The 20,772-nt window shown below is 65.8% G+C and carries 13 protein-coding genes; 9 read left to right on the forward strand and 4 right to left on the reverse strand.

Features of this window, described 5'->3' with window-relative positions; all coding sequences use genetic code 11:
* Positions 1-69 precede the first annotated feature (69 nt).
* The 3 genes from tssM to AC3QL2_RS04865 are packed head-to-tail and all read left to right on the forward strand — an operon-like array spanning position 70 to position 5,545.
* Positions 70-3,759 (forward strand): type VI secretion system membrane subunit TssM, encoded by a 3,690-nt coding sequence (gene tssM / locus AC3QL2_RS04855; protein ID WP_493232183.1) that lies wholly within the window; start codon positions 70-72, stop codon positions 3,757-3,759.
* Positions 3,759-4,736 carry a type VI secretion system-associated protein TagF gene (gene tagF, locus AC3QL2_RS04860; RefSeq protein WP_493232181.1) on the forward strand — a complete coding sequence of 326 codons (978 nt, stop codon included), beginning with the start codon at positions 3,759-3,761 and terminating at the stop codon, positions 4,734-4,736. The genes tssM and tagF overlap by 1 nt, the downstream gene beginning before the upstream one ends.
* Positions 4,733-5,545, forward strand: a complete 813-nt coding sequence (locus tag AC3QL2_RS04865; protein ID WP_493232180.1) for an OmpA family protein — start codon at positions 4,733-4,735, stop codon at positions 5,543-5,545. Before tagF ends, AC3QL2_RS04865 begins: the two co-directional genes overlap by 4 nt.
* A gap of 42 nt (positions 5,546-5,587) precedes the next feature.
* Here the strand turns inward: AC3QL2_RS04865 and hrpA are convergent, their stop codons facing one another.
* Positions 5,588-9,652, reverse strand: coding sequence for an ATP-dependent RNA helicase HrpA (gene hrpA, locus AC3QL2_RS04870; protein WP_493232178.1), 4,065 nt, complete (start codon positions 9,650-9,652; stop codon positions 5,588-5,590).
* A gap of 125 nt (positions 9,653-9,777) precedes the next feature.
* Complete coding sequence (locus AC3QL2_RS04875; protein ID WP_493232176.1) at positions 9,778-9,960, reverse strand: hypothetical protein; 183 nt, start codon at positions 9,958-9,960, stop codon at positions 9,778-9,780.
* A 221-nt stretch (positions 9,961-10,181) separates the two neighbouring features.
* Here AC3QL2_RS04875 and AC3QL2_RS04880 point away from each other — a divergent pair, with 221 nt between their 5' ends.
* The 5 genes from AC3QL2_RS04880 to nosR are packed head-to-tail and all read left to right on the forward strand — an operon-like array spanning position 10,182 to position 16,002.
* Positions 10,182-11,729, forward strand: a complete 1,548-nt coding sequence (locus AC3QL2_RS04880) for a response regulator (RefSeq protein WP_493232174.1) — start codon at positions 10,182-10,184, stop codon at positions 11,727-11,729.
* A gap of 3 nt (positions 11,730-11,732) precedes the next feature.
* Positions 11,733-12,047: a hypothetical protein gene (locus tag AC3QL2_RS04885; RefSeq protein ID WP_493232173.1), complete on the forward strand. Its 315-nt coding sequence runs from the start codon at positions 11,733-11,735 to the stop codon at positions 12,045-12,047.
* Positions 12,044-12,895, forward strand: coding sequence for an HDOD domain-containing protein (locus AC3QL2_RS04890; protein WP_493232172.1), 852 nt, complete (start codon positions 12,044-12,046; stop codon positions 12,893-12,895). Before AC3QL2_RS04885 ends, AC3QL2_RS04890 begins: the two co-directional genes overlap by 4 nt.
* Positions 12,896-12,898: 3 nt before the next feature.
* The gene (locus AC3QL2_RS04895; RefSeq protein ID WP_493232170.1) at positions 12,899-14,710 is read left to right on the forward strand and encodes an ATP-binding protein; all 1,812 of its coding nucleotides are present in this window, start codon (positions 12,899-12,901) and stop codon (positions 14,708-14,710) included.
* Positions 14,707-16,002, forward strand: a complete 1,296-nt coding sequence (nosR, locus tag AC3QL2_RS04900) for a response regulator c-di-GMP phosphodiesterase, NosR family (protein WP_493232168.1) — start codon at positions 14,707-14,709, stop codon at positions 16,000-16,002. The genes AC3QL2_RS04895 and nosR overlap by 4 nt, the downstream gene beginning before the upstream one ends.
* Positions 16,003-16,013: 11 nt before the next feature.
* Here nosR and AC3QL2_RS04905 read toward each other — a convergent pair whose 3' ends face one another.
* Positions 16,014-18,179, reverse strand: a complete 2,166-nt coding sequence (locus AC3QL2_RS04905; protein WP_493232167.1) for a putative bifunctional diguanylate cyclase/phosphodiesterase — start codon at positions 18,177-18,179, stop codon at positions 16,014-16,016.
* A 31-nt stretch (positions 18,180-18,210) separates the two neighbouring features.
* Complete coding sequence (locus AC3QL2_RS04910) at positions 18,211-18,660, reverse strand: Hpt domain-containing protein (protein ID WP_493232165.1); 450 nt, start codon at positions 18,658-18,660, stop codon at positions 18,211-18,213.
* Positions 18,661-18,915: 255 nt separating this feature from the next.
* Here AC3QL2_RS04910 and AC3QL2_RS04915 point away from each other — a divergent pair, with 255 nt between their 5' ends.
* Positions 18,916-20,640, forward strand: a complete 1,725-nt coding sequence (locus AC3QL2_RS04915) for a glutamine--tRNA ligase/YqeY domain fusion protein (protein WP_493232163.1) — start codon at positions 18,916-18,918, stop codon at positions 20,638-20,640.
* The last annotated feature ends 132 nt before the right edge of the window (positions 20,641-20,772 follow it).

Genomic DNA, 20,772 nt, shown 5'->3' on the forward strand with positions numbered 1-20,772 from the left:
GCTGACAAATCTACGATGTCCATATACCGAAACCTACTTACCGCCCCCAGGACTCTCGCCCTTCTCGGAATGGCTGCACTGGCCCTCATGCTTCTCCTCGGCGCACGGCTGCTCGATCTGCCCATGACATGGGCACTCGTCACCTGCGCTGTGCTGGCGCTTGTCGGAGGTGGCGTGTGGCTGGCCCGGCGTCTGAAGGCGCGGCGGGAAGGACAGGCCATCGGCGAGATGCTGGAAGCCCAGCACGATGCCCCACGCCCCCGGGAGGACGCAGACCCCGACCAGGTGGACGACCTGAAACGCCGCATGCAGGACGCGGTCAGGAAGATCAAGACCTCCAAGCTTGGCCAGCTGTCGGGCCCTGAAGCACTGTACGAACTGCCGTGGTACATCACCATCGGCAATCCGGCTGCCGGCAAGAGCACCGCCATCGTCAATTCGGGATTGCACTTTCCCTTCGACGATGGCGGCAACGCTGTCATCAAGGGTATCGGCGGGACGCGGAACTGCGACTGGTTCTTCACATCGGAAGGCATCCTGCTGGACACGGCCGGCCGATACGCCGTCAACGAGGAAGATCAGCCTGAATGGCTGAGCTTTCTACACCTTCTGAAAAAGCACCGCTCACGCGCGCCCATCAACGGGATCCTCGTTGCCGTCAGCATCGGTGAGCTCATCCACAATGAACCCGAATTTGCACTCAACCTGGCCAAGGATCTCCGCCAGCGGGTTCAGGAACTCACCGAGCAACTGGAGGTTTTCGCGCCCGTCTATGTCCTCTTCACCAAGGCGGACTTGCTGCGCGGCTTCCACCATTTCTTTGCCGACATGGACTGGACCGAAAGAGAGCGCGCATGGGGGGCGACGATTCCCTACGAACACGCGAGCAAACTCGATGCAGTCGCGCTCTTCGAGAAATATTTCGATGAGCTCTATCTCGGACTGCGTGCGGCGAGCATTGCCCACCTCTCCCACAACAATAGCGGGGACACCTCACCGGAGCTGCTGACCTTCCCGGCCGAATTCGCAGCCGTCAAGCCGGCCCTGCGTTCATTCATTGCGACCCTGTTCGAGGAAAACCCATTCCAGTTCAAACCGGTCTTTCGTGGCTTCTACCTCACCTCGGCCATCCAGACCACGCATGCGCCGGCACTTTCCAGCGAACGCATTGCCCAGGAATTCGGACTTTCAGGTCTTCCGCCCCCGCCGGATACAGCAAACTCGGTCCAGGGCTACTTTCTCAAGAAGCTCTTCTCGGACGTCATTTTTGCGGACCGCAACCTGGTCCGACAGCACACGACCCGTTCCCGCTACCTGTGGCGTCAGGCCGTCATCGTCGGAGGACTCGCAGCCCTCGGTTTCGCACTGGCCGGATGGAGCTGGTCGCACATGAACAACCTCAGCCTGCTCCGGAACGTCGAGCAGGACCTTGCCAAGGCCATCAAGGTCCAGGAGGGCCGCGCCGACCTCCAGTCCCGGCTCGAAGCACTGGAAATTCTGCAGGACCGACTGTTCCAACTGGAGCACTTCAACGAAACCCATCCGATGTCCCTGGGGCTGGGCCTGTACCACGGCCAGCAGATGGCCGACAAACTGCGCCGGGAGTACTTCGCGGGCGTCAGTGCCGTGATGCTCCATCCCGTCAAGAACGCGCTGGAAGGCTTCCTTGGTGAGGTCAATCAGCGCAGCGACACGCCCGCCTCCCCGGCCCAGGCCAATGAAGCCCCCGCCCGCGCACTCACGCAATACAAGAACGCCAATGCCGCCGATGTGGAGGATGGCTATAACGCCCTGAAGACCTACCTCATGCTGTCCAGCCACGAACATATCGACGTCGGGCACCTTTCAGACCAGATTACCCGCTTCTGGCGCGGCTGGCTCGAAGCCAACCGCGGCGCCATGGAGCGGGACAGGATGATTGCCCTGGCAGGACGCATCGTGTCCTTCCATCTGGAACACGCCGGCTCCGCCGACTGGCCGACGATCAGCAACAACGTCGCGCTGGTGGATGGGGTACGCGAGAAGCTGCGACGGGTCGTCCGTGGAATGCCGGCGGCCGAACGCGTATATGGAGAAATACGCGCGAGGGCCTCGACACGCTTCGCACCGATGACCGTAGCCAGCATCGTCGGCACTGACAATGCCCCGCTGATGAGTGGCAGCCGCGTGGTCTCGGGCGCCATGACCGCCGAGGCCTGGAAGGAATACGTTCAGCCGGCAATCAAGGATGCGGCAACCAGTGTCCAGAAGAGCGTCGACTGGGTCCTGCAGACTTCCAACAAGGACGATCTGACGCTGGAAGGCAGTCCCGAGCAGATCCAGAAGACCCTGACCGCGATGTACAAACGCGATTTCGCCGAGGAATGGAAACAATTCATCCTGGGGGTCAGCATCACCCCCTTCCCCACCTTCCCGGATGCCGTGACCGCCATGGGACGCCTCGGCGACACCCAGGCATCCCCCGTCGGAAAACTGCTCAGGACCATTTTTGAACAGACGGCCTGGGACAATCCGAAACTGACCCACGTCGCGCTGCAGAAAGCCCAGGGCGGGCTCATGGAATGGTTCAAGCAATCCGTGCTGCAGATGGCACCGGCCCAGGTCACGCTGGATGGCAGCTCACTCGCCAAGACCGCGGAGCCGGTCCTCGGGCCGGTAGGCCGGGAATTCTCGGGTATCGACCACCTTGCCGCCCCGCGGGAGGGCGGTGAGCCTTTGCTCGAGACCTACCTCAAGCTCCTGTCAAAGATCCGCTCCCGCTTGAACCAGTTGAAGAACCAGGGCGACCCCGGCCCTGGCGCGCTCAAGGTCATGCGGGAAACCCTGGACGGCAACAACTCGGAGTTAGCTGACACGCTCAAGTTCGTGGATGAGCAGATGCTGACCGGAATCCCCGACAGCCAGCGCGCCACCCTTCGTCCCCTCCTGCTCCGCCCCTTGCTGGAGACCTACGCGGCAATCATCAAACCCGCCGCGGAGGATCTGAACAAGACTTGGTCAGCTCAGGTGCATGCCCCTTTCGCGAGCCGGCTGGCGATCAAATATCCCTTTTCCCCAAAGGCGGGGATCGAGGCCTCGCCTACCGAGATTGCCCAGATGTTCGGCCCGGAAGGCGCGATCTCGAAGTATGTGGAATCCACCATGGGCGCCCTGGTCATTCGTCGCGGCAACACCATCACCTCCCGCACATGGGGAGATCTGGGGCTGAGCCTGCAGCCCGAATTCACGGCCGGCTTTTCCCGCTGGGTCTCGCCCCTGGAAGGCGGTGCGGCAAGTGACTCCGGGCAGGGCGGGAACATCCCGACGCAGGCGGTCTTCATGCTGAGGCCACAGCCGTCCCCCGGCACGACGTCCTACACGCTGGAAATCGACGGCCAGAAGCTCAGCTACCGTAACAGTGCGCCCCAATGGGCCAATTTCGTGTGGCCCAGCACCTCGGGTACGCCCGGCGCAAGAATCACCGCCATCACCAACGACGGCAAGACCGTCGATATCGTGAATCACCCCGGCCGGTTCGGCCTCGAAAAGATGATCAACGCGGCCCAGCGCAGCAAGCAGGCGGACGGGAGCTTCCGCTTGAGCTGGAAGAACGAAGGCACCGAAATAAGCCTCGATCTGAAAGTTGTGAGCAACACGCAAGCGCAAGGATCGTCAGCCGAAAGCCAGGGGCAGCGCGGACTGGGCGGCCTATCCCTACCCGACAAAGTAGTCCTGCTTGCGCCCCCGCAGCCACAGGTGCAAGCCGTGGAGGCCCGCTGATGGATCCCCGTGCGACCTATTTCGGCAAGACCCAGCACCATGCCGACTTCGTACGCGGCAAGGGACAGCAGAAACTCATCCGCCTGCTGGATGACTGGCTGTCGCGAGCCATGGAGCGCCTGTCCTACGAAACGGACTGGAAAGCCACCTACGACAATACCGGCGCGCTGGATTTCGCCTTCGTCAGCCCCGCCAACAAGCTCGCCCTGATCGGCAGCATGCGCACAAGCCGGGACAGCTCCGGCCGACGCTTCCCGTTCCTGACGACATCAACGATCGACAACAATGATGCCAACCTGTTTCGATGCGCACCGGCCGCAGCGGGAAAAACCTGTGACACGCTATCCGGCCTGGCGGATGCCGCGCTGACGGGCATGAGCCTGGACGTCCTCCAGGAAAAGCTGGACCACCTGGATTGCGCCCTTGATGTCGACAACGCGATGGCCTGCGACCCGCTCGGCAACTTCCTGCGCGGGACGACACTGGCCGGGCTGTCCACCATCCTTGGTGGAGGAAGCGGCACAGAAGCCGTGGCCAGAACGGTCCTCGCGGTCGGTCTCGTCATGCAGCAGCTTCTCAGCGGCAGGAATTCCCCCATCGACAAGGCGCTGGAGCTTCCGCTTCCCATCCGGAACCATGAGGCGTACTGGCAGGTGGCCGGACTATGGCTGTACCTGATCACCGCCTTTGTCCGGGCCCCATCAATGGAATTGCAGCTCATATTCGAGCAGGACGGAACGCGGCCGCACATGCGCGTCGGACTCAGTGGAGCAACCGCCGCACCGCTGTGCACGGCTTTCATGGGGCCGCACGCCGACGAACACGGGCTATGCCTGATCGACCCGCCCTGGGTCGACGAGCATCTCCTTCGTCACAGCGACAAGGGATTGACCAAGCTCACCAGTTACCTCGCCCAGCCGGACATGAGCCTGGAGCACATTCTCGTCACCTTCCGGGAAGCCTTCCTGACGGCATGAACATGAACATCCTTCCACGCATTGCCGCCGGCCTCCTGTCCCTGTCTTGCCTGCATGCCACCGCCCAGCAGACGGCCGACGCCTCCACCCGTCCCTCCAAGCCAGCCGATGACAGCGGAGCCAAGGTCGTCGCCTCCGGCAACGTCCCTGACGCGGCGGCGCGCCGGGCCATCATTGGAAGATTGATCGCCCTCTACGGCGAAGACCGGGTTGTGGACCGGATTGAAGTCGGTGGCGTACTTCCCAGCCCCAACTGGGTTGAGAACATGGAGAAGATACTCACCGGCAACATCAGGAATGTGCACGACGGGAAAATGCAGATCAACGGAACCCGGATTTCACTCCAGGGCAACGTCGCCAATGCGGCGCTACGCGAGCAAATCTCATCTTCCATTGCCGCATCCGTGAGCCCCGGCTATTCGGTGGTCAATACGCTTGCCGTTTCCAACTCCCGCCAGGATCTGCTCGACCAGACGCTCTCCAACCGGATCATCGAATTCGAAAGCGGATCCTCCACTCTGATGCCTGCAGGAAAGACCATTCTCGACGAGATGGCTGCAGTCATGAAACGCATCAACACCCCCAGCATTCGTCTCATCGGCCACACCGACAACGCAGGAAGCCGCCAATCCAACATCGAGCTCAGCCTTGCCAGAGCCAATGCGGTGCGCAGCTACCTGGTGGAAAAAGGGATTCCCGCCGCAAGCCTGAGCACCACCGGAGCCGGCCCGGACTCCCCGATCCGGAGCAACGACACGCCCCAGGGGCGTGCCCAGAACCGCCGGATCGAGTTCCGTTTCACCGAGTAAGCCAGTCTGGAACCCCGGCGCCCTGCGCGCCGGGGGGCGCGATCAGCGGGGCCGGCTTTCCCAGATCTTCTGCAGACGCTTCACCGACACCGGCATCGGCGTCTTCAACTCCTGCGCGAACAGGCCGACGCGCAGCTCTTCGAGCAGCCAGCGGAACTCCTCCAGCTGCGGATCGGTGACACCGGCCTTTGCCTTGGCCAACCATTCGCGCTCGTAGGGCTGGGCCAGGCTCTTCCAGTCGGCCATCAGCTGGCCGTCACGGGCGGGATTGGTGCGCAGCTTGTCGATGCGCACGGTGGCCCCCTTCAGGTAGCGCGGAATCTGCGCGATGCGCTCGTAGGGCAAGGCCACCAGGAAGTTCTTCGGCATCAGCTTGGCAACCTGGGCATTGATGTCGGCGACCACGTCCGGGAAGGTCTTCAGGCCGGCAAGGCGTTTGGTCAGCGTGGCGTGTTCGACGATCAGCTGGCCGGTCAGGCGCATCAACTCCTGGGCCACCAGCGTGATGCGCGGCTTGGCTTCCTGGCAGCGCTTGGCGAAGCCATCGGCGTCCGTCGGCAGGGGTTCGAGCAGGCAGCAGCGCTCCAGCGTCGCCGTCACCAGCTGGGCCTTCAGCTCCGCCTCGGTGCCGTAGTTGATGAACTGCAGGGCCAGCTCGCGGATGCCCGGCAGCTTCTCGATGGCCTTCACCTGGGCCGACAGCTCCAGCGCGAACAGCCGCGCGAGGCCGCCGCGATGGACCCTGGCGGCCTCCTCCGGGGTGTCGTAGGGACGCAGGGACACGCTGTTGCCGTCGTCGTGCAGCGCCGGAAAACCGACGATCTCGCGGCCGGCGACCTTTACTTCGAGGAGTTCCGGCAGCGCGCCAAAGGTCCAGCCCGTAAAGCCGGACAAGGTCTTTTCGGCAACGGTGGCCGGCGCCGCGGCAGGTGCCGCTGTGGCCTTGCCGCCGGCGGACGGTGCGGATTTCTTTGGCGCCGGCGCGTCCGGCGCCGCTGGGACGATGCGCGCGCTCTGGAAGCGCGCCGCCACCTGGTCGCGAAACTTGGCGCGCAGTTCGGCCAGGTTGCGGGACTGACCGAGGATGCGGCCGTGCTCGTCCTGCACGCGGAAGTTCATGAAGCAGTGGGGATTGAGGTTCTCCGGACGGAAGCTCTCCATCGGCAGCTTGAGGGACACCCGCTCCTCGACGAAGCGCTGCAGCATCTTGACCAGCGACTCGTCGGTGTCGAACTCATCGGCGTCATAGCGCTCCATGAAGGCCGCCGCGCTGTCTGCCATCGGCTGCAGGCGGTGGCGGTGCTTCTGCGGCACGGTGCGCAGCAGCGCATGCACCTTCTCCTCCAGCAGGCCCGGCACCAGCCATTCGCAGCGGTTGGCGGGAATCTGGTTTAGCATCGCCAGCGGCACCGTCAGCGTCACCCCGTCGTCAGCCTCGCCCGGCTCGTGCAGGTAGGCGAGCTTGAGCTTCTGGCCGAGCACTTCCAGGCTCGACGGGAAGCGGTCGGTGGTGATGCCTTCGGCGTCGTGGCGCATCAGCTGGTCGCGGGACAGCTGCAGCAGCTTGGGCGCCTTCTTCTCGGCGGCCTTGCGCCAGGCCTCGAAGCTGGCCATGTCGAGCACTTCCGGCGGCAGCTTGGCGTCGTAGAAGGCGTAGATCAGCTCCTCATCCACCAGCACGTCGGGGCGGCGGGACTTGTGCTCCAGGCGCTCGATCTCCGCCACCAGGCGCCGGTTGTGGGCCAGGAAGGCCATACCGCGGGCCGGGCCCTCGGCGATCTCGCCCTGCACCAGGCCTTCGCGGATGAACAGCTCGCGGCACAAGGCCGGGTCGATCTCCCGGTAGCTCACGCCGCGGCGCGGATAGACGGTCAGCCCGTACAGCGTGCCGCGCTCCCAGGCGCGCACCGCGCCGCTGGCCTTCGACCAGTGGGGTTCGGAGATATTGCGCTTGAGCAGGTGCCCGCCGACTTCCTCCAGCCATTCCGGCTCGATGCGCGCGAGGCAGCGGCCGAACAGGCGCGAGGTATCCACCAGCTCGGCGCACATGATCCATTTACCGGCCTTCTTGGCGATGGCGGAGCCCGGATGGGGCCAGAACTTGATGCCGCGGGCCCCCAGGTAGCTGCCGGCGGCGGGGCCCGAGGCGTCCTCGATCTTGCAGCCCAGGTGGCCCATCAGGCCGGTCAGCAAGGCCTTGTGGATCGCCTCGTAGCTGGCCGACTCCTTGTTCTCCTTCCAGCCGTGCTCGGTGCACAGGGTGTGCAGCTGGGTGAACACGTCGCGCCATTCGCGCAGGCGCAGCCAGGACAGGAAGTTCTGCTTGCACCAGGCCTTCTGCTTGCTGGAACTCTCGTGGCGCTGGACTTCGTCCCAGGCCTTCCACAGGTTCCAGTACCACAGGAACTCGGACTTCTGGCTCTCCTCGGGACCGCGGAAGCGGGCGTGGGCCTGGTCGGCGGCAGCCTGCCGCTCGGGCGGACGCTCGCGCACGTCCTGCGTCGACAGCGCGGCGGCGATCACCAGCACCTCCGAAAGGCTGGCCCGGTCGCGGGCGGCCAGGATCATGCGGCCGATCTTCGGGTCGAGGGGCAGCTTGGCCAACTCGCGCCCGATCGGCGTGAGGTTCATCGTCGCCGCGCCCTCGACCTCCTCCACCGCGCCCAGCTCGGCCAGCAGCTGGTAGCCGTCGGCCACCATGCGCGGCAGCGGCGCGTCGATGAACGGAAACTCGGCCACTTCGCCGAGCTTCAGGGACTTCATGCGCAGGATCACCCCGGCTAGAGACGAGCGCAGGATTTCCGGATCGGTGTGGGCCGGACGCTTGTTGAAGTCGTCCTCGTCGTAGAGGCGGAAGCAAATGCCATCACTCACCCGGCCGCAACGGCCGGCCCGCTGGCGGGCTGCGGACTGGGCGACCTTCTCGATCTGCAACTGCTCAACCTTGTTGCGGTGACTGTAGCGCTTGACCCGCGCCAGGCCGGTATCCACCACGTAACGGATGCCCGGAACGGTCAGCGAGGTTTCCGCCACATTGGTGGCCAGTACGACGCGACGCCCCTTCGACGGCGCAAACACCCGTGCCTGCTCCTGCGCAGACTGGCGCGCGAACAGCGGCAGGATCTCGGTGCCGGCGGCGTGATGGGCCTTGCGCAGCGCTTCGGCAGCCTCGCGGATCTCCCGCTCGCCGGGCAGGAAAACCAGCACGTCGCCGGGGCCGCTGCGGTGGGCTTCGTCGACGGCGTCCACCAGCGCGTCGTAAAGGTCGCGGTCCGGGCCGCGGTTGTCCTGGCGCGGTGGCGGCTCGCCGGGCCGGGCCGGCTTGGGCTCGTCTCGCTCTACCGGCCGGTAGCGCATCTCGATGGGGAACAGGCGGCCGGACACTTCGATGACCGGCGCTGGCTTGTCGTCGGAGCCGAAATGGCGGGCGAAGCGCTCCGCGTCCAGCGTGGCGGAGGTGACGATCAGCTTCAGGTCCGGCCGCTTTGCCAGCAGCTGGCGCAGGTAGCCAAGCAGGAAGTCGATATTCAGGCTGCGTTCGTGGGCCTCGTCTATGATCAAAGTGTCATAGGCCGAGAGCAGCGGGTCGCCCTGGGTTTCGGCGAGCAGGATGCCGTCCGTCATCAGCTTGATGTAGCTCTGCGGGCCGATGCGGTCGGTGAAGCGGATCTTGTAGCCGACGGTACTGCCCAGCTCGCTCTTCAGTTCCTGGGCGATGCGGCTGGCGGTGGCGCGGGCGGCGATCCGCCGCGGCTGGGTGTGGCCGATCAGGCCCGCGACACCACGGCCAAGTTCCAGGCAGATCTTGGGCAGCTGGGTGGTCTTGCCGGAGCCGGTCTCGCCGCACACGATGACCACCTGGTGCTCGCGGATCGCCGCGGCGATCTCGTCCTTGCGCTGGTTGACCGGCAGATCGGGCGGGAAGTCCGGTTTGGGCAGCGCGTTGGCACGGGCGATGCGTTTGGCCGCCGAGTCGGCGATGCGCAAGCGCAGCGCCTCCGGCAGCTCGTCGAGGCTGCGCGGGCGCTTGGGCAGACGGCGCAGGTCACGGCGCAGACCGGGCCGGTCGGCGGACAGGCATTCTTCGAGCAGGGAATAAGGATCCATGCGGGGATCGTTACGTTCGGACCGATGTTGCGGTGATGCCATGCGGGAATACGACAAAAAACGGTTGAAGGTGCCCCGACCTGCCGTGACAACCAGGACAGACAGCGGGCGGCGAGGCGGTGCGCTCAGCTGCGCAGACTATGACCCAATCCCATACCCAGTGCGGGCATCGACAGCGTCCCCAGGAGCATATGCACCAACACGTTGAAGTGCAGACCGAAACACCCGCGCAGCCAGGTGCCGAAGGCCACACCGACACCAATGGCGACGAAAGCCAGCCTCGGAAAGCGTTGGGCGTGATCGAACAAGGCTGCGGATTTTACCCCGGCGACGCGCCCCCCGCCCGACGAGGCTGCAAATCGGCCCGATGAGCTCACTTCAGCAACCCTTGCCGGCCGGCCGCGCACTCAAGAACAGCAATCCCGCAGCCGATAGCTATCATGTTCGCCGGGATGCCTTCCGGACCGGAGCCGCGGCAGCCACCTTGGTGGCACAGGAACACCGGAACCCCGCAGCACATGGAGACACGATGCACACCCCCGACAGCCGCCCCGCGGCGACCTCCCCCCTCCTCTACCAGGCGCGCTTCGATTCCCGCTCCGGCGATCTGGTGGGCATGCAGGTCCTGGCGGCAGGCTCACCCCATCCCGAGGTGCAGCTCCTGGTTTCCGGCAGCGATAGCGAACTCGACACGCTGCGCGGCGCCTGCCAGCAGCTTGCGGCCTGGCAGGGCAGTACCGGCCGGCCGCTGTGCCTGGCGCTCGGCGCCCGCCTCGAGCCCTTGTGCGAACCGGGCTTCGTCCACGCCCTCGGCGCCATCCTGCTCGAAACAAGGCTGGCCCCCCGCAGCCTGGAAATCAGCATCATCACGACCCGCGACGAAGTACCTGACGAGATGCTGGCCGCGCTGGTGCAACTGCACCGACTGGGCATCCGCTTCGCCATCTGCGCCACCAGCCCGGCCAGCACGCGGGTGGCGTGGACGGCCCAGTTGCCGATCGACAGCATCGAAGTGCCGGCCGGCCTCGTCCAGAACGTGGCGGCCGCTCCGGAAGGAGTCGCCATCGTACGGGCCCTGCTGACCCGCGCCCACCGGATGGGGCGCCAGGTATGCGCGACGGACATTGCCAGCCCCCAGGCCAGCACCGTGATGACGGCGGCCGGCGCCGACACGCTGCAGGGCTCGCTGATCGCCCCCCCCTTGCCGGCGGACGACTTTTCCGCGCTGCTGACCAGCGACCATCGGCTCGATGCAGCGCTGCTGCGGGGGCCGGCCACCGAGCGCACGCTGCTGCTGGTGGACGACGAGGACAACATCCTGTCCGCCCTGCGCCGCCTGCTGCGCCGCGACGGCTACACGATCCTCACCGCCAGCGACGGCAAGCAGGGCCTGGAGGTGCTCGCCGCCAATCAGGTGGACGTGATCGTCTCCGACCAGCGCATGCCCGGCATGACCGGCGTGGAGTTCCTGCGCAAAGCCAAGGACATGTGCCCGGACAGCGTGCGCCTGGTGCTGTCCGGCTACACCGACCTGCAATCGGTCACCGACGCGATCAACGAAGGCGCCATCTACAAGTTCCTCACCAAACCGTGGGACGACGCGATGCTGCGCGCCAACATCGAAGAGGCCTTCCGGCGCAAGGCCCTGTCCGATGAAAACCAGCGCCTCGCCACCGAACTGCAGCACGCCAACCAGGAACTGGCCCGCATCAATGCCCGCCTCGAAGGACTGCTGGCCGCCCAGCAACATCGCCTCGGCGTGGACGAAGCCGCGTTGACGCTGGCCCAGGAAGCGCTGGCGGTCATGCCGCTGCCACTGCTGGGCATCGATCCGGACGGGATGATCGCCTTCGCCAACCAAGCCGCCGAGCACCTGTTCGCCGACCGGGCCCCACTGATGGGCATGAGCGCTGACGAAGTCCTGCCACCGCCGCTCGCCGCCCTCTCCGGTAGCATGGAAGGACACTGCGAAGCCCTGTTCGACGGCGTACACTTCTGCGTCGAGGCCCGCCCCCTTGGCGGCAACGGCCCTCATCGCGGCACCCTGCTGAGCTTCACCTGCCGGAACCCGGCCTGACCCATGAGCAAGATCCAACGCCTGCCCCTCGATCAAATCCAGCCTGGCGCAGTACTGGCCGAAGCTGTCGCCGACGCCCACGGCGCCGTGCTGCTGCCGGCCGGACTGAGCCTGACCGAGACACACCTCGCCAGCCTGCGCCGCCGCAACATCTCCATGCTGGCCGTCGCCGCACCACCCGATCCGGCGGAACTTGCCCGCCGCCACGAAAAGATCCGCGAGCGGATCCTGTTCCTGTTCCGCCACAGTGCCGACGACCCGGCAGCCCTGGCCCTGCAGCAAGCGGTGCTGGCCTTCCGTCAGGAGCAGGAGCAATGACTGACACGCCAAACCTGGCCGACGTGGCTGGACGTATCCGCAGCCTGCCGGCCATGCCCGCAGTCGCCCTTGAACTGCTGCACACCCTCACTGAAATCGATGCGTCATCGGCCGATCTGACCGATCTGGCCCGCCGCATCGCGCAGGACCAGGCCATCACCGCCCGCGTGCTGCGGGTAGCCAACTCGCCGTTCTACGGTCTGCAATCGCGGGTTGCCTCCATCCACGACGCCATCACCGTACTCGGCTTCTCGGCGGTCCGCTCCCTGGTACTCGCGGCGGCCGTGATGGCCAGCCTGCCCGGCGGCCCGTGCACGGGGTTCAGCCAGGATCGCTTCTGGCGCCACGTGCTGGGTACCGCCGCTGCGGCCCAGGCCATCGGCAAACGCCTCGGCCGCCCGTCGGAAGCCCTCTTCATCGCGGGCCTGCTGCACGACATCGGGCGCCTTGCGCTGGTTGTGCTCTATCCCGCCCGCTATGCGGCCACGCTGGCCGCAGCCCTTGAACAGGACCGCACGCTGCGGGACATCGAACTGGAACACTTCGGCTTCGATCATGCGGCCGTCGGCGCCAGCCTCGCCGAACACTGGCACTTTCCCGAGAACATCGTGGACGCCCTCGCCTGGCATCACCAACCGGACCGGGGCAAGGCCGACGGGTTGGCGGCCATCGTCCATTACGCCGACGCCATCGCCCAGGCCCTGGACCTGGAGGAGGCGGAAGACAGCCAGGTTGCACGCCTGCAGGACAACGCGGTGAATGGCCTTGGCCTTGACTGGGATACCTTGCTGGCCGTCCTCGCCGAGACACAAACCCGTTTCGACAGCTACCGGCTGATGCTGGGCTAGGCCATGCCTGATCACGACGCCTACCCGCTGCCCGCCAGCCTGTTCCCCCTGGCCGAATCCGTCAGCGCCGGCATTGCGCTGCACCGGGGCGGCAAGATCCTGTTCGCCAATCGCACCATGTCGCGCCTCACCGGCTATTCGCCGGGCGAGCTGATGACGCTCGACCACTGGGCCTTCTTTCCGCCCAGCGTGCAGCAGCGCGTCCGCGAGCGGGCCGAGGCCCATCTTGTGCAGGAGAACGTACCGACAACCCGCTGCGAGACCGCCATCGTCACGCAAGCCGGTGACCTGCGCTGGATCGAATTGTCCATTTCCCACCGGGAGATCCTCGGCGAACGCACGGTGATCGGCTGCTTCATCGACGTCACCATCCGCAAGCAGGCCGAGGCCGCCCAGCAACAGGCCCAGCAGCTGCTCACGCAGATCATCGACGGTGACCCGGTCCCGACCCTGGTCATCGACGCCCGCCACACGGTCACGCACTGGAATCGCGCCTGCGAACAGGTCATCGGAATCCCGGCCACCGAAATGGTCGGCACCACCCGCCAATGGGCGGCCTTTTATCCAGCCGAACGGCCGATCATGGCCGACCTGATCGTATCGGGCGAGATCGACAACCTGCTGCACCTCTACGGCCGCAAGAAGCTGCGCCGCTCGCCGGTAATAGAAGGAGCCTACGAAGCCGAAGACTTCTTTCCAGGCATGGGCAAGCATGGGCGCTGGCTATACTTCACCGCCGTCCCCCTGCGCAATGCCCTCGGCGCCGTCATCGGCGCGATCGAGACCCTGCAGGACATCACCGAGCGCAAGACCGCCGAGATGGAGCTGCGTGCCATGCAGGCCGACCTGGAGGCCAAGGTCACCGAGCGCACGGCCCAGCTCCAGCAGGCCAAGGCTTCCCTGGAACAGGACATCGCGCGGCGGGAAACCGCGGAAACGGAACTCCTGAAGCGCTACGCCGAACTCACCGAGCTCAACTGCCGCTTGCAGGAAACCCAACAGCAACTGGTCCAGTCGGAGAAACTCGCATCCATCGGCCAACTCGCTGCCGGCGTCGCCCACGAGATCAACAACCCGATCGGCTACGTGAATTCCAACCTTCGCAGCCTCAAGGACTACATGGCGCAGATGCTGGACGTCGTCGATGTCTACGAATCCTGCGCGGCGGCACTGCCGGACGCCGAGCGCCAGCGCATCCAGGCCGCCAGGAAAGCGGCGGATTTCGACTTCCTGTGCGAAGACATCGGCCAGCTGATCAACGAATCCCAGGAAGGCACCGAGCGGGTCAGCAAGATCGTGCAGGACCTGCGCGACTTCTCCCGCGCCGACACGAGCCAGGAATGGCAAGCCGCCGACCTGCACCACGGGCTGGACAGCACCCTCAACATCGCCAGCAACGAGATCAAGTACAAGGCCGACGTGCTGCGCGAATACGGCAATCTGCCCCCCGTCGCATGCCTGCTGCCGCAGCTCAACCAGGTGTTCATGAACCTCTTCGTGAATGCCGCCCAGGCGATGCCCGACGGCCGCCGCGGCACCATCACCGTGCGCACCGGCACGGCGGGCGATGAGGTGTGGATCGAGGTGGAAGACGACGGCAACGGCATGCCCCCCGACGTGTGCGACCGGATCTTCGACCCGTTCTTCACCACCAAGCCGGTTGGCAAGGGCACCGGGCTCGGCTTGTCGCTTTCCTACGGCATCATCCAGAAACACCAGGGCCGGATCACGGTAAACAGCACGCCCGGCGTCGGCACCACCTTTCGTATCACCCTTCCCATTCACCGCAAGGCCCCGGCCGGAACCCTCCAATGACCCTCGCCCCGACAACCGACAACGCCAACTTCACGATCCTCTGCGTGGATGACGAGGCCAACATTCTGTCCTCCTTGCGTCGGCTGTTCCGCCCCCATGGATATACCGTCCTGGTGGCGGGCGGTGGTGCCGAAGGCCTGGAGACCCTGGCCAAGGAGCATGTGGACCTGATCATCTCCGACATGCGCATGCCCGGCATGGACGGTGCCACCTTCCTGGCCGAGGCGCGGCGTCTGTACCCCGACACGGTACGCCTGCTGCTCACCGGCTATGCCGATATGGATTCGACGATCGCCGCCATCAACGCCGGCCAGATCGCCCGTTACGTCGCCAAACCATGGAACGACCAGGACGTGGTCCTGACGGTGCGGGAAGCCCTCGAGCGCAAGGCGCTGGAACGGGAAAAAGCCCGCCTCGAAGCCCTCACCCACGCCCAGAACGAAGAATTGAAGAGCCTCAACGCCAGCCTCGAACAAAAGGTCGAAGCCCGCACCGCTGAGCTGAAAGCCGCCCACGAGAAGCTCAAGCAGAACTTCCTGACCTCGATCCGGGTGTTCTCCAACCTGATCGAACTGCGCGAAGGCCTCATCTCGGGGCATTCCCGCCGGGTTGCCGACCTCGGCCGCAAGCTCGCCAACCGACTCGGCTTCCCGCCACCCGAAGCGCAGGACGTGATGATCGCCGGCCTGCTTCACGACATCGGCAAGATCGGGCTGCCCGACGAACTGCTCGCCAAGCCGATATCGCACATGAGCGGCGACGAACTGGGCGTGCTGCGCAAACATCCGATGGCTGGCCAGGCCGCGCTGATGGGCCTGGAAAACCTGCGCCGCGCCGGCACGTTCATCCGCGGCCACCACGAACGCTGGGACGGCCAGGGCTACCCCGACCGTCTGTCCGGCCTGGCGATTCCCTATGGCGCGCGGGTACTGGCGGTGGCCAACGACTTCGACAGCCTGCAGATCGGGGCCATGTCGCCACGCAAGCTCAAGGCCGAGGAGGCCGTCACCTTCATCCAGCAGAACCGCGGCAAGCGCTACTGCCCTCAGGTGGTGGACGCGCTGATCGCCGAGCTGGGCGCGACCGACACCGCAGCCGCGATCGGCAATGAACATCCCCCGTCATCCCTCAAGCCCGGCATGGTGCTGGCCCGCGACCTGGTGACCCGCGACGGCGTGATGCTGCTGGCGGCAGATTTCGTCCTCGACGAAAACCTGATCCGCCAACTGCGCGAACTCGAGGCATCCGAAGGCATCCGGCTGACGATCGCCATCCGCCCGGAGCGCAAGTAGGCCGCAGCGCCTCAGCCCGCCGCCGGTGGCGGCAACAGCGGCAGCACGTCCTCCGGAATGAAGAAGGCGCTGCCGAGCATGTCGACCAGCGCTTCGCAGCCCATCGGCATCGCGAACAGATAGCCCTGAATCAGGTGGCAACCCCGCTGGATCAGCGCCTCCAACTGAGCGACCGTTTCGACCCCCTCGGCTACCACCTCCAGCCCCAGGCTGTGGGCCAGGCCGATCACTGCCTCGACGATCGCCACGCCCTGCCCGTCATCCAGCTCATTGACGAAGGAACGGTCGATCTTCAGCGCATCCACCGCCAGGCGGCGCAGGTAGGCCAGCGACGAGTAGCCGGTGCCGAAATCATCCACCGCGACACGCACCCCCATGTCGCGCAACTGGGCGAGGATGGCCGTGGCATGGTCGAGGTCACGCATCAGCACGGTCTCAGTCAGCTCGAACTCCAGCCGCGACGCCGCCACGCCGGTGCTCGCCAGCACTTCGCGAACGGTGGGGATCAGCTGGGCGTCCATGAAATTGACGCCGGACAGGTTGATGCTGATGCGGAAATCCGGCGCCAGCCGGTGCTCCAGGCGCAGTAGGTCGGCGCACACCTTCTCGAGCACGCGGCGGGTCAGCGGCACGATCAGCCCGGTTTCCTCGGCCAGCGAGATGAATTCCGGCGGCGGCACCGCCCCCCGGCTGGCGTGGGGCCAGCGCAGCAGCGCCTCGGCCTTGACGACCACTCGCCGCCGGATGTCGACGATCGGCTGGTAACACATGTGCATTTCATCGTCGCCAATCGCCCGGCGCAGGTCGCTCTCCAGCGTGAAGCGCAGGAAAGCCGCCACCTTCATGTCCTCGGAGAACAGCGCCAGCGGATCGCCCCGCCCACGCTTGGCGTGGTTGAGCGCCGTTTCGGCCGCCTTCAGCAAGGCATCGGCGTCGGTCGCATGATCCGGCATCACGGCCAGGCCGATGCGTGCCGACAGGGTGATCTCCTGCCCCGGCACGCGGATCGGTGCCCGCACTACCTCCAGCAGACGCTCCGCCGTATCGAGCAGATCGGCCACCGAACTCACGTCATTCACCAGCACACCGAATTCGTCGGCCGCCAGGCGCGCCACGCGGAAGCGGGTCGAATAGCCGCCCCCCGCGCCTTCCGCCGGCAGGCGATCGCCCATGGCTTCACGCAGGCGATGGGCGATCAGTTGCAGCACCTGGTCGCCCCTGTCCGGCCCCAGGCTGTCGTTGATGCGCGCGAAGCGGTCGATGTCCACCACCATCACCGCGCAACGGCTGTCGTAGCGCAGGCCACGGGCCGTGGCGCCAAGCAGGTTCTCGCGGAAATACTCCCGGTTGGGCAGGCCGGTGAGGTGATCGAAGTAGGCCAGCTGGCGGATGCGCCGCTGGGCATCGACCTGTTCGGTGATGTCCTGCACGCTGCCTTCCATGATCAGCCCGCTGGCACCGCGCCCGTCATCGCGACGGGCCGGCTCGACGGTTTCCTGCACCGTGCGCACACTGCCGTCGGGCCACACGACCCGATAGGTCAGCTGGTAGCCAACGCCATCCCGGGCACCAGCCAGGGCGAGCTGCACGGCGGCGCGGTCGGGGCCATAGACGCGTTCGAGAACAGCCTCCATGTCATCGCCGAAGGCCTCCTCTTCGCAGCCGAACAGCCGGTAGAACTGGGCCGAGCGCCGTACCCGTCCGGTCCTCACCGCCCACTCCCAGCTGCCCAGGCGGGCAATGCGCTGGGCGTTCGACAGGCTCTCCTGGCTGAGGCTCAGTGCCTGCAGCACTTCGGCGGAACGCAGCACGTAGCGCAGGCGGAAACGCAACAGGGTCCAGTTGATCGGCTTGGAGATGAAATCGGTCGCCCCGGCGTCGAAGGCCCGCTCGACCGATTCGCTGTCGTCGAGGCCCGTCAGCATGATCACCGGCACCAGGCGCCCCGCCGGCAACTGGCGCAGACGCCGGCATACGTCGAAGCCGCTCGGCCCCGGCATCATCACGTCGAGCAGCACCAGGTCGGGCTGGATCTCATCGAACAGGGCCAGTGCCTGCACCCCATCCTCGGCTTCCGTCACCACAAAACCGTCATCCCGCAGGACCTCGGTTGCCATCATGCGGGTCACCGGATCGTCATCCACCACCAGGATGCGTGCGCGTTCGCTCTCAGTCATCGTCCCAGCCGGCCTTCCCTCCGGACCATCTTCATTTCGGCGCATCTTCCCCGATCAGGGCTTCCTTGTGCAAAACCTGGCGGCAGGCCTCCCAGGCATCCGCAATCCCCTCTACGTCCACCGCCCGCGGCGGCTCTCCGGCCTTGATGCGTTCATCCAGGCGCCGCGCGCACGCGGCCAGGCGCAGCGCCCCCACCGCATGGCAACCTGACTTCATCTTGTGGGCCAGCGCGCGCACGGCTTCCGCGTTGCCCGCCGCCAGGCCGTCCCGCAGCCCCTGGATGTGGCGCTCGGTTTCGGCGACGAACAAGGGTAGCAAGCGCTTCAACATCGGCGCCGCACGATCGCCGTTCACCCCGGGCAGGGCCATCAGCGCGTCCAGGTCCAGCGCCGGCTCGCCGGGCGAATCGGTCGCCGGCAGCGGCGGCGTCCGATCCGTGGCGGGCCGGAAGAGGGATTTGGCGGAAGTTCGATGTTTCAAGGGTTTCACCGGAAGCAAGGTCTGCAACGGCAGCAGGGGCTGTGGCCCCGCCACCGGCGACCGTTTTACCCAAACATCGTCCCGCCGAATGCCTAACAATGCGCACCCCGAACCAACTCGCAACGAGTCGGCGGGCTCTTGTGCGAAAATTCACGCACCGCCGGCCCGCCCGTCGCCCGGCGACCATCGGATACAATTGCAACATTCCTTCCCCGGCATTCCGGCGGCAAACAGCCCGCCTCAAGGTAAGACCAGATGACTGCACCCACTTCTCCGGCCGACGAAGCCGCTACGCCCAGCAATTTCATCCGCAGCCTCATCGACGAGGACCGTCGCCTCGGCAAATGGGACGGACGGGTCGAAACCCGCTTCCCGCCGGAGCCGAACGGCTACCTGCACTACGGCCACGCCAAGAGCATCTGCCTGAACTTCGGCCTCGCCGAAGCCTACGGCGGCGCCTGCCACATGCGCTTCGACGACACCAATCCGACCAAGGAAGAACAGGAATACGTCGACGCGATCATCGAGGCCGTACAGTGGCTGGGCTTCGGCTGGGGCGAACACCTGTATTTCGCGTCGGACTACTTCGACAAGATGTACGCGATGGCCGAGCACCTGATCACCGTTGGCAAGGCCTATGTGGACTCCCTGTCCGCCGAGGAAATGCGCGCCTACCGCGGCACCCTGTCGGCCCCGGGCAAGGACAGCCCCTACCGCAACCGCAGCGTCACCGAAAACCTGGAGCTGTTCCAGCGCATGAAGGCCGGCGAGTTCCCCGACGGCACGCACATCCTGCGCGCCAAGATCGACATGGCCTCGCCCAACATCAACCTGCGCGACCCGGCCATCTACCGCATCCGCCACGCCACCCACCACCGTACCGGTGACCGCTGGTGCGTGTATCCGATGTACACCTTCGCCCATCCGATCGAGGATGCGCTGGAGGACGTGACTCATTCCATCTGCACCCTCGAGTTCGAAGACCAGCGCCCGTTCTACGACTGGCTGCTGGACAGCCTCGCCGAAGGCGGCTTCTTCCCGCGCCCGGTGCCGCGCCAGATCGAGTTCGCACGCCTCAACCTCACTTATGTGGTGCTGTCCAAGCGCAAGCTGATCCAGCTGGTGGACGAGCAGCATGTGGCCGGCTGGGACGACCCGCGCCTGCCGACCCTCGTCGGCGCACGCCGTCGCGGCTTCACGTCGGAAGGTTTCCGCATGTTCGCCGAGCGTATCGGCGTCTCCAAGTCCGACTCGTGGATCGACATGAGCGTGCTCGAAGACTGCATGCGCGAGCACCTCAACGAGGCCGCCGAACGCCGCGTCGCGGTGCTCGACCCGCTCAAGCTGATCATCACCAACTACCCGGAAGGGCACACCGAGCGCTGCCACGCGCCCAACCATCCGCTGCACCCGGAACTCGGCAAGCGTGAAATGCCTTTCGGCCGCGAGCTGTGGATCGAGCGCGAGGATTTCATGGAGACCCCGGTCAAGGGCTATCACCGCCTCTATCCGGGCAACACGGCGCGCCTGCGCTACGGCTACGTGGTGAAATGCACCGGCTGCGAGAAGGACGCCGACGGCAACGTGACCGCCGTGCGGTGCGAATACATGCCCGACTCAAAGTCCGGCACCCCGGGCGCCGACAACTACAAGGTGAAGGGCAACCTGCACTGGGTATCGGTGGCCCACGCCTACACGGCTGAAGTGCGCCTCTACGACCGCCTGTTCGCCCATGCCTATCCCGGCGCCCGCCGGGAAGGCGACGCGGAAGACCTGGAGCGCAGCTTCCTCGACGACATCAATCCGAACAGCCTGAAGGTCATCACCGCCCAGCTTGAGCCGGCGCTGCGTGCCGCCAGGCCGGAAGCCCGCTTCCAGTTCGAACGTCACGGCTATTTCGTGGCTGATCGCGTGGACTCCCACGACGGAGCACCGATCTTCAACCGCACCGTCACCCTGCGGGACACCTGGAAGAAATAAGCCCACTTCGTGCCCGGACGTCATTCCGGCAATTTCCCCCCCGACACGGCGACAGCAGTGCCGGGGGGCGTGTCTGCCCACAACACCGCGGGCGCATGCCTGTGGAATTGCCCACACTTGACATACCACCGA

The organism is Zoogloea sp. GW822-FHT05C07 (assembly GCF_058800215.1).

Excerpts from the sequence above, each read along its gene's own strand:
- nosR (WP_493232168.1), top strand. The coding sequence starts at position 14,707 with ATGACCCTCGCCCCGACAACCGACAACGCCAACTTCACGATCCTCTGC.
- hrpA (WP_493232178.1), bottom strand. The coding sequence starts at position 9,652 with ATGGATCCTTATTCCCTGCTCGAAGAATGCCTGTCCGCCGACCGGCCC.
- tagF (WP_493232181.1), top strand. The coding sequence starts at position 3,759 with ATGGATCCCCGTGCGACCTATTTCGGCAAGACCCAGCACCATGCCGAC.
- AC3QL2_RS04890 (WP_493232172.1), top strand. The coding sequence starts at position 12,044 with ATGACTGACACGCCAAACCTGGCCGACGTGGCTGGACGTATCCGCAGC.
- tssM (WP_493232183.1), top strand. The coding sequence starts at position 70 with ATGGCTGCACTGGCCCTCATGCTTCTCCTCGGCGCACGGCTGCTCGAT.
- AC3QL2_RS04905 (WP_493232167.1), bottom strand. The coding sequence starts at position 18,179 with ATGACTGAGAGCGAACGCGCACGCATCCTGGTGGTGGATGACGATCCG.
- AC3QL2_RS04895 (WP_493232170.1), top strand. The coding sequence starts at position 12,899 with ATGCCTGATCACGACGCCTACCCGCTGCCCGCCAGCCTGTTCCCCCTG.
- AC3QL2_RS04885 (WP_493232173.1), top strand. The coding sequence starts at position 11,733 with ATGAGCAAGATCCAACGCCTGCCCCTCGATCAAATCCAGCCTGGCGCA.
- AC3QL2_RS04915 (WP_493232163.1), top strand. The coding sequence starts at position 18,916 with ATGACTGCACCCACTTCTCCGGCCGACGAAGCCGCTACGCCCAGCAAT.
- AC3QL2_RS04880 (WP_493232174.1), top strand. The coding sequence starts at position 10,182 with ATGCACACCCCCGACAGCCGCCCCGCGGCGACCTCCCCCCTCCTCTAC.
- AC3QL2_RS04865 (WP_493232180.1), top strand. The coding sequence starts at position 4,733 with ATGAACATGAACATCCTTCCACGCATTGCCGCCGGCCTCCTGTCCCTG.